The following is an 8,850-nucleotide window of genomic DNA, read 5'->3' as shown; positions in this document are numbered from 1 at the left end:
ACTTCCTGCTACCTTGCTGCCGCCTTCTACTTCTTTCCGGCGTCAGCGGGGCGCCTCTTCTATTTCATCTTCGCGCTCCCTGTCAACCACCCAGTTTCGCTTTTCTTCTCTGCTGCTTCCCGAAGTCCTCAGCGCCGCCCAGTGGCTTCCGCTGCTTCTTTCGGGAGGGCGCGGCTTCTATCTCTTCGCCGCATCCCGTGTCAACCGTTGCTTCGTTGACTCCCTCGCCGCTTCCGCCCTGCTGCTGCCCGGGCTTCTTCGTCGGGGCGCGGCTTCTACCACCGCCGCATCTTCTGTCAACTCGCTTCGTTGACCGCTGTATTCCGTGCTGTCGGTACATCCTCACCACGGAGTGATCCGCGCCAGTGCGCGGGCTTCGTTGCGAGGGGGGCGGCTTGTACCATCGGGATTCGGCGAACACCAGCGTTCTGATCGCAGGGCGTCGGATTTTTTCGGCCTGGGTCAGTGACCTCTCGGATCTGGCTCCAGCGCACGTGCGCATCGGCCATCAATGAAGGGCCGCTCCCCATCACCCGCCCGAGCGGTGGCCCATCGACGACCGCCGCTGCGGGCACCGAAGGCGTCCTGTGAACAGCTCTCCTGAAGCGCCTGACAGGCCACTCGCTGGGCGGCCCATGGACAGGGCGAGTCCGCGTCCCCTCGTCCCAGGTTCTCTCACCAGGACGCCAGGCGCCTTCCGCGGTTGGCAGCGCGGGAGAGATTCTCGGTGCTCGAACAATCGGAGCGGCAGGCCTGGGCAGTCTGAAGCCCACCCTACCGAGGAGTTGTGCGAGTGCGCCCAGATGAGGTGGCTCGGTTTCTCCCTGCCTGAGGGGGCCGCCCTTCACCTGCGACGGGGGCACTGCGGCCCTGGCTTCGCCCACTCGACGTCTATTTGCACCGTAGTGCCTACGAATCGCCCATTCGACGGCGGCGGACTTGCTGCGCGCTTCGGGAAGAGTTGCCAGGGAGGCCCTCCGCAAGAAGAACGTGCATGAGTTCCTTCAACGCCCTGACGAGTCTCCGAGGAGGCAGCACTCACCCGGGAGCTACGAACCTGGTCCGACGTTCATGGACGGGGATTCACCAACGGAGAACGAGCCCTCAGGCAGTTTCCCGTCACGGACGGCTTCCCCTGAAGGTTCGCCGCCGAGCGCTTCGCCATGGGCGCGATATGAGGCCCGCAGTTGAGAGCAGAGCCGGAGCTCGCGTGACGCGCTACGCAGGAGCGGGTGGCTCGACACCGACACGCTGAGCGCCACGCCATCTCAGTCCAGGGGTGATCCCTGAGACCGTTCTCCGGGCATGCGGCCAGTGACCTCTCCGGGTTGCACTCGGGCTTCAGCGAGCCCGCGCGTGGTGACCAAGCGACGCCACAGAGCCCGCTCTGCGCGACCCGGTACGAACAACTGCCCCGGATAGAACACAACGAGTACTCGCACATGGCCAATCCAGGGCGCCCACTCCTGAACGAGGCCTTCGCCATCGTGAAAGAGGATGCCCCCACGACTCAGATCACTCGAAGGGTGGGGGTCCTGACGAAAGAGGATGCCTGTCGCTCTGATGCTCCATCCCCGGAGTCCCCCGAGTCTCTCGGGGAGGCGACGTACCTGTCACGGGCGACAGGGTCTTCTGCCTCCCCTTCTCGGGGGACGACTCCTTCGAGCTCCGCCAAGAACCCGCTGTCCTCTTGGAAGACCGTGTGGCTTCGCGGCGGCATCCCTCGTGCTGCTGATGCTCTTCGTCAGGGCGACTACATCGCCACGCCGACGAGGGCGCTTGTTCGCGGAGCCCAAGTCGCGAAAGGCGCCTGTCCCCTCACGCGAGCCTGCGCCAGCGCGACCGGGCGGCGAACGAAGAGGTTACGAGCGTCTTCACCCGGGCAAGCCGAAGCAGCTCGGGCCAGATTGAACAACACGAGTTCGGACGCGGCACAAGTAGCTTCGAGAACAAGTGCCCACCTCTCCAGCGCCCACGCAGGGCGCTGGCTGGTGGCCTGACGATTGGAGCACGGGTCGTGGTGCCACAGGGGTTCCCGCGGCCACGCCGGTCCATCCATCAAGCACTCGTGGTTGCATTCCAGTGGGTCGGAGAACCGCAGGCAACCACCTCTTTCCATCAGAATGCGGAGGACAACGGGGACCGCCTGCTCGGGACAGCAGTCCTCGGTCGACGGGGCTTCGAGACCCTGTTGCCAATTGTGACGGCTCCGAAGACTGACCGGCGACACTCTTCCCTCCCTCAACCCGCATCCCGCCCATGGGAATGGTGCTGCATGCCACCGTATCGCTCCTGACCCAGGCCTCTCTCACAAGCCACAGCTCGGGTCGGTCAACAGAGTTGCTGGTGGTCTCTGCATGAGACATGGAGACCTCGCAAGGGACGACCTCAACTTCGGGAACTCGATCGGCATCCCTGTACGCGACGACCATCGGCGCGCTCCGGACGCCAACCTCATCCATCTCTGCCGGATTCTTTTTGAGAGAGGCCCTCGTCGCCTCGTGCGACGGGGGCTTTTCGCTCTTGATGCGTCTAGAGTTTCCGACGCCACGCGGGGCCCCAGTGCCCGCTTCGGCCGCCAGGGCGTCTCCGCAGGCTTGCGGCCCGAGGCCGCCCTCGAGGCCTGAGGGCCCGCAGCGGCTTCAGGGCACTTGCAGCACCACCTTGCCCACGTCGCGCGCGACTCCAGCCGCTGGTCGCGTGCGCGGCTTCCTCCAACCCCACCACCAGCCCCAGCTTCACGTGCAGCTGCCCTCCCGCCAGTGCGCGGCCTCGCGTGCCCGTCGCTGCAGCGCCGCCGGGTGCGGCGTGCGCAGCCAGTACGCGCTGACTTCCAACGACTTCGCGTCCAGCGTCTCCACCTCCACCGTGCTGCGGTGGCATTTGCCACGCCTCGAGTGTGCGAGCCGGCCCCAGGGTCCTCTCCAGCGGCGACTGGGGCTGCTCGATCGCAAAAGTTCGACCGTCGTCTCCGACTATCCGCCGAGGATGTTTCAGGGCAGTCTGAGAGTCCCCCGCTTCCGTGGCTCTCCCGCACTTCGTGTGGTTCCCCTCTGGGGAGTAGGCAGACGCGGCAAGCTGCCAGCGGGGCGAATACACCCTGGGAATGGAAACGCTGTACCCACTTCCTGGGTGTCGGGTGGACCGGGTGGCCCACGGTAGCGCGGCGGGTGTCGTCCTCGGGGTGCGCATGGAGGGCACGGGAGCACGATGTCCCTCCTGCCAGACGCCCAGTACCGCAGTGCATGGTAGCTACGTCCGTCGCCCGGCGGACCTGCCCGCCACAGGGCGCGTCGTGCAACTCGAGCTGCGTGTGCGGCGCTTCTGCTGCCGAAACCCGGAATGCTCCCGCCGCACGTTCTCGGAGCGGCCGGTGCGCCTGGTGGCCGCTCAGGCTCGGCGGACGCGTCGGCTGGCCACCGCGCAGTGCGCCGTTGCAATCACAGCCGGAGCAGAGGCTGGGGCCAGGCTGCTCAAGCCCCTGGCCATGCCCACCAGTCCCGATACCCTCCTGCGGCTGATTCGCCGCGCTCCGCTGCCTGCTCCCAGCCCCGCTCGCGTCCTCGGCCTCGACGACTGGGCGCTGCGCAAGGGACGAACCTACGGCTCCATCCTTGTCGACCTGGAAGAGCACTGCGTGCGGGACGTGTTGCCAGACCGCTCGACTCCCACGGTGAGCGCATGGCTGAGCCAGCACCCGGCGTGGAAGTCATCGCCAGAGACCGGTCGACCGAGTACGCACGAGCGGCGGTGCTGGGCGCTCCAGAGGCCCAGCAGGTGGCGGACCGCTGGCACTTACTGCTGAATGGACGGCAAATGATGGAACGCTGGATGACCAGCGCTCACCCCCGCCTTCGAGCGCTACCAGCCGTTTCGAGCGGAGACACTCCTCCCGCGCGTCGTCACACCAGCTTCTCGCGAACTCACGCCGAAGCTCACGCCCGAGCGGAGAGCCGCTCCCGGCATGTCGCTGCATACGAAGCCGTACAGCGCCGTCACCTGGCGGGAGAGCCCCTGCTGAGAATCAGTCACACACTGGGACTTGCGCGAGGGACGGTGCGCAAATACGCCGCCGCCGAAGTCTTCCCTGAGCGCGCGGCGCGCGTGCCCAGACCGAGCATCCTCGACCCTTATCTGGAGTACCTGACGCGGCGACAAGCCGCAGGGTGTGAGAACGCCTGCGAACTCTGGCGGGAGATTCGCGCCCAAGGCTTTCGTGGCACCTCGCGGCAGGTCCACCGTTGGCTCCAAGTGCGACGGACCGTTCGGCCTCGCGCAGGGGCGCGCGGATACCCCGGCGGCAACTGGTGGTCGAAGGGCACGAGCCCTGACGCACTTCCCTCGCCGAAGCAATTGGCATGGTTGTGCGTGAAGAGGCCCTCGGAGTTGACCTCCGCGGAGACCGCGACGTTGGCGCGCATTGAGCAGGACGAGGAAGCGTCGCGTGTCGTCGCATTGACCCGGCGGTTCTGCGAACTCGTGCGCTCGCGGGGCGTTTCACAGCGAGCAAGGCCAACGAGGTCCTGCAGGCCCTTCGAAGCGTGGTTGGGCGAGGCTCGTGCGTGCGGAGTACGCGCGGTGGAAACCTTTGCGGAGGGCCTCGAACAGGACGGCGATGCCGTCCGGGCTGCCCTGACCTCTCCCTGGAGCAACGCCCAGGCCGAGGGTCAAATCACGAAGCTCAAGCTCCTCAAGCGTCAGATGTATGGCCGCGCCAACTTCGACCTATTGCGTCGTCGAGTGCTGCTCACCGTCTGAACCAACGGTCCACACGAAGTGCGGGAGAGCCACCGAAGCGGGTGACGCTCAGTCCCATGAAACGGTCGCCGTGGTGCGCGCGGGCAGTGGAAGTGCCCGGCGCGCATCGCAAGCTCGGCGGCACGAACAAGCACGTAGAACGCAAGGGACTCTTTCGCTTCACAGAGTCAAAGAGGGCAACCGCACGTATTCCACTGCAAGAATGCCTATATTCAACGCGGCGGCCCCTTCCACAGCAGAACGTGGAGACGTCGACGCGCAAGCTCGATGTGAAGGCCGTACCACGCTTGAGTCTCGGATGGCGATAACCTGAGACTGGTCAGCCGCATTGTGCCCCCCCTTACTTGCCCTGCTCTTGACGTCGACGTGACACGGCCACACCTGGCCACCGCCAGGGAACTCCTCAAGCCGAAACATAGTCACTCCAAAAACATGAATACACGGCTATGAATTTGCCCCGGGCGAAGCGCACTGCTTTGTGCGCGCGTCATCCGTCCCTCGGGCGCTCAATTGGAGCCTCACGGCACGAATCCCTCGGAACCGCGCTGTGTACTTCGGACATGGAGGCACGATCGTCCGAGGACAGCCCCGCTAAGAATCTATCGAGACGAGAGGCTCGCATGTCGGCGGGCGCAACCAACGTTACGGTCGACCAGGATGTCATGGTGGACGGGCGGACCTGCTGTGGCTGCGAGGCGTCCTCTCGCGTCTTCACTGCAACGGGGACTGGTAGCTCACAGGCCGAATGAAGGCGGAGACTTCTGTCACGGCCGTCGTGTCTCACCCCAGAGACTGAGCGAGGCGCAAATCACCTGGGAGACCTCACCGAGTGGTCCGACAACGGGTCCATGGGCGTGGTGTGACGGACCGGGGTATTGGCGCGCAGGAGGGTCTTCACCGAAGTTGTGCTGTGCGCAGCGCGGGCGGCCAAGCGGAGCGCGAATCGGGGCAGCGCGCGGATCCTGGCACTGGAAAGACGGTTGGAAAGGCGAGGCTGGCGAGAGGGCTGCGAGTCTGCCCAGCCAGTCCTCCCATGCCCATGCATCCTCATGAGTCACGAGCACCGCCACGGCGGCGCTCCCTGGGGCCCGAGGGTGAGCTACCGGGGGGCGAGACATGACTCTGGCTGAGAGCGTTGGTGCGGCTGCACCCCGTATAGCGAAGAGTGCGAGCCAAGTATCCCGGCAATTGGGCATGGGGCCGAATAGGGTGAGGGCGCATCGCGGGCTCTCGTGGCGGTCCGGCGTACTGGTGCCCCGCTGACGAGGGACCTGAGCACGAAGCGCTCAAGGCGGTGGTGCAGGCGCACCTGCCGTCGAAGGTGTCACCGAGGCAGCCATCCTCACCGGTGTCCTGGACAGGGTCGAGTGGAGGCGCTGCTCGTCCAAGGCCTGTGGCTTCAGCACCCACCGCGGGCTTGACTGGAGGTAGGCGGCTTCGAGGCGAGCGCCTCGGCCATGAAGCGCATGGGTGCAGAAGGCTCGGGGCGCACGCGTACGGAGCGAGGACATGACCGTCCCCGGCCAGGAGAGGTGGCGCAGGCGGATTTCGATGATGTCGGCAAGCTGATGAATTGATTCCCATGCGCGAGAAGCTGCGCCTGGCCGGCGTCCCTCAATCCCCGCAACTGCGCACCCAGCGGGCTGTGGACGACCCCCTCCCCCACTCCGATTTCCTCTCCGAGTTGCCGAGCGACACGGTGGATTGTCTCGACTCCGAGCAACTGTCCCAGCACGTGCGTCACACCTCCTGCGAGGATGCCAACTTCAACCCCTCTGGAGCCATGCATGTGTGGCGTCCTGGAGCGCCAAGACAAAGTGCTCATCGTCGGCCACCACCACTGAGAAAGTCCCACCTGACACAGGACCTCGGCCACGGTGAGTGCCGCGCCGGCTACAGTACCCTCTACCTCGGCACCGACAAGTTGCTCATGCGTTGGGGCGCACGGGTCTCATGGGCAGCTACGAGAAGCGCCCGCTTGCGCTTCACCTCGCCAGACTTGCCCATCATCGATGACCGCGTCCTTCGCGGACTGTCCCAGGATGAGCCGGTGGACCTCTACGAGGGCATCCGCCAGTGGTACGCGCGCAAGAGCAGGATCACATCACCTCCAACCGAGAGATTGGAGAGCGACCTCGGCGTCTCAGGGACCCGCTGATGGCCGGTTCGGCCATGGACCGACCGCCCCGCTCCACCACATCACGGTCCTCGTCATGGGAAGACGACAGCTACCGCCCCCCTGTCCGGCGCCAGAAGCCCACTGCCGCGACAGGGAGGACCCGCTTTGGGCCACTCACCTCGTCAACACTACGAGCTCGAACAACGGCCCCCTGATGAACACACCTGGGGGCTCCGCTTGGCCACCCGTCGAGCACTCCAAGACCCAGGTCCTCCGCCAGGAATGCCCTTCCATTGAGCCTTCGGCTCACCTGCGAGCAAAGCGGGGGCGCGCCACGGCCCCGAGCTTGAGCGCGAAGACACCGAGCACAGTCGCGGCCTGTCCTATCAGGAGCACGATGCCCACAAGCGTCATGCTGGAACCGTGAGCGACCAGGAGCCCCACGCTCCCCATCACCCACAAGCCATCCACCGTGAGATGCACCAGCGCGGCCAGGGTGGGAACAGACGGTTGGCCGGAGACCCAGGCATTGAAACCAGCCCACGGCACGAGAAACAACCCCACGCCGAACAGGAAGGCAGGTGGCAACGACCAGCCTGCGAGCGTGGTGAGGGGCGTCGCCACAACCAGGAGGGCACTCCCCATGGTGATGGCGGCAATGGCATCGAAGCGATAGACGAGGCGGTCTGTCATGAGGAAGCTTTCCGGTGACGAGAGAGCCTGAAGATTCGATTTTGCCCAGCCGCCTCGCAATGACCTCGGAGGGAAGTGCGCCGGCGGGCATGAATCGACTAGAGCCACGAAAGGGGCCTTTTGATGCGCGATATCGACGACGTGCCGGCGAGGGGCCACCGGAAGAACGGCCCGGGAACCACCAGCGAACTGGGTACGCTGCTGAAAGACTGGCGTGCGTTGCGAGGCAAAAGCCAGCTTGGGCTGGCGCTCGACGCCGAGGTCTCTCCTCGACACCTGGCATTCATCGAGTCAGGCCGGACGACCCCTAGCCAGTACATGGTCATGCGACTGGCTGGAGCATTGATGCTTGGCTTGCGAGAGCGCAACGCCCTGCTTGTCGCGGCGGGCTTCGCGCCTGAGTTTGGCGAGAGTGATTGGAACAGTGAGGAGATGAAGGAGATCCGCCAGGCCGCGGCGATGATTCTCAGAACGCACGACCCCTATCCCGCCCTCGTGCTCGATGCGGCATCAACGGTGCTCGACGCCAACACCGGCGCACTCACGCTGATGGGCCAGGGACGAGACGCGCTCGGGAGAATCAACCTGATGGACCTGGTCTTTTCCCCAGGTCGCGTGCGAGCGGCGATTGGGAACTGGCCCGAGGTCGCGGGCTTCCTGCTCAGTCGGCTCAGGGAGAATGCACGGCTGCGCGGTCCCCGCTCCGAGGTCGCACGCGTATTGGAGAGAGTACTCACCTGCCCGGAAGCCCGTGCGCTACCAGCAACAATGCCTGGCGGTGCTGGATCCGTCCTGGTTCCGCTGACCTTCGAGGTCGACGGAGCCACCACCCAGTGGTTCACAACGGTCACGACCTTTGGCGCGCCCCTCCATGCGTTGGCGGAGGAGATCACCATCGAGCAGTTCTACCCACGCTGAGGCAAAAAACCTGATCGATGGCAGGGGCTCGACAGCGAATCGCGCTGTCTCGTCAACGAGAGAGCCCCTGGCGGCCTTCGGGCATTTGGTGGCGTACGGAAGCGCGAGCGGGCCCCCGGCGGCGGTGGAAGTGGAGTCGCTGTACGCGAAGTCGCTGAAAGTCAGCGCGTACTGGTTGCGCACGCCGCACCCGGCCGCGCTGCAGCGGCGGGCACGCGAGGCGCTGGGAAGCGCGCTGGCGGGAGGGCAGCTGCGCGTGAAGCTGGGGTTGGTGGTGGGGCTGGAGGAAGCCGCGCAAGCCCACCAGCGACTGGAGTCGCGCGCGACGGTGGGCAAGGTGGTGCTGCGAGTGCCCTGAAACC

At 65.7% G+C, this 8,850-nt stretch carries 5 protein-coding genes and 1 pseudogene; 4 read left to right on the top strand and 2 right to left on the bottom strand.

The window, feature by feature from the left end; genetic code table 11:
* Positions 1-313: hypothetical protein (locus HUA74_RS45275; RefSeq protein ID WP_217443735.1), on the top strand; the 313-nt coding region annotated here is incomplete at its 5' end.
* 2,425 nt (positions 314-2,738) lie between these two features.
* Here HUA74_RS45275 and HUA74_RS46540 read toward each other — a convergent pair.
* Positions 2,739-2,861: a hypothetical protein gene (locus tag HUA74_RS46540; RefSeq protein WP_256434741.1), complete on the bottom strand. Its 123-nt coding sequence runs from the start codon at positions 2,859-2,861 to the stop codon at positions 2,739-2,741.
* Between the two features lie 245 nt (positions 2,862-3,106).
* Between HUA74_RS46540 and HUA74_RS44775 the strand changes: the two are divergent.
* Positions 3,107-4,758, top strand: a pseudogene (locus tag HUA74_RS44775) (ISL3 family transposase).
* A 2,425-nt stretch (positions 4,759-7,183) separates the two neighbouring features.
* On the opposite strand, the gene HUA74_RS44765 reads toward HUA74_RS44775, so the two are convergent.
* Complete coding sequence (locus HUA74_RS44765; protein WP_174459488.1) at positions 7,184-7,570, bottom strand: hypothetical protein; 387 nt, start codon at positions 7,568-7,570, stop codon at positions 7,184-7,186.
* 123 nt (positions 7,571-7,693) lie between these two features.
* Here HUA74_RS44765 and HUA74_RS44760 point away from each other — a divergent pair, with 123 nt between their 5' ends.
* Both HUA74_RS44760 and HUA74_RS44755 read left to right on the top strand, forming a co-directional pair.
* Positions 7,694-8,488, top strand: coding sequence for a helix-turn-helix domain-containing protein (locus HUA74_RS44760; RefSeq protein ID WP_174459487.1), 795 nt, complete (start codon positions 7,694-7,696; stop codon positions 8,486-8,488).
* Positions 8,442-8,846, top strand: coding sequence for a zinc-binding dehydrogenase (locus HUA74_RS44755; protein ID WP_174459486.1), 405 nt, complete (start codon positions 8,442-8,444; stop codon positions 8,844-8,846). The genes HUA74_RS44760 and HUA74_RS44755 overlap by 47 nt, the downstream gene beginning before the upstream one ends.
* Positions 8,847-8,850: the final 4 nt, after the last annotated feature.

Source organism: Myxococcus sp. CA051A, assembly GCF_013336705.1.
Classification (GTDB): Bacteria; Myxococcota; Myxococcia; order Myxococcales; family Myxococcaceae; genus Myxococcus; species Myxococcus llanfairpwllgwyngyllgogerychwyrndrobwllllantysiliogogogochensis.
Note: the sequence above shows the minus strand (reverse complement) of the source record. Positions and strands in the feature narration are given on the sequence as shown.